The following is a 210-nucleotide window of genomic DNA, read 5'->3' as shown; positions in this document are numbered from 1 at the left end:
AAAGTAAATAGTGGTTCGCTAAATGTAAGGAAAAGTGCCTCAACAAGTGCGTCGATAGTTACAACGATAAAGAAGGATGCGAAAGTCACCGTCTACTCAGAAGCAAATGGCTGGTCAAAAATAAAGGTAAATGGAAAAGAAGGCTATGTGAGTTCAAGTTATTTAACGTCAACAAAACCTCGAACAAGCACGGCTTCACCATCGACACCA

At 40.5% G+C, this 210-nt stretch carries 1 protein-coding gene; it reads left to right on the top strand.

Features of this window, described 5'->3' with window-relative positions:
• Positions 1-210: SH3 domain-containing protein (locus K9V48_RS28895; RefSeq protein ID WP_224142374.1), on the top strand; the 210-nt coding region annotated here is incomplete at both ends.

It is taken from the genome of Metabacillus rhizolycopersici (assembly GCF_020075705.1).
Note: the sequence above shows the minus strand (reverse complement) of the source record. Positions and strands in the feature narration are given on the sequence as shown.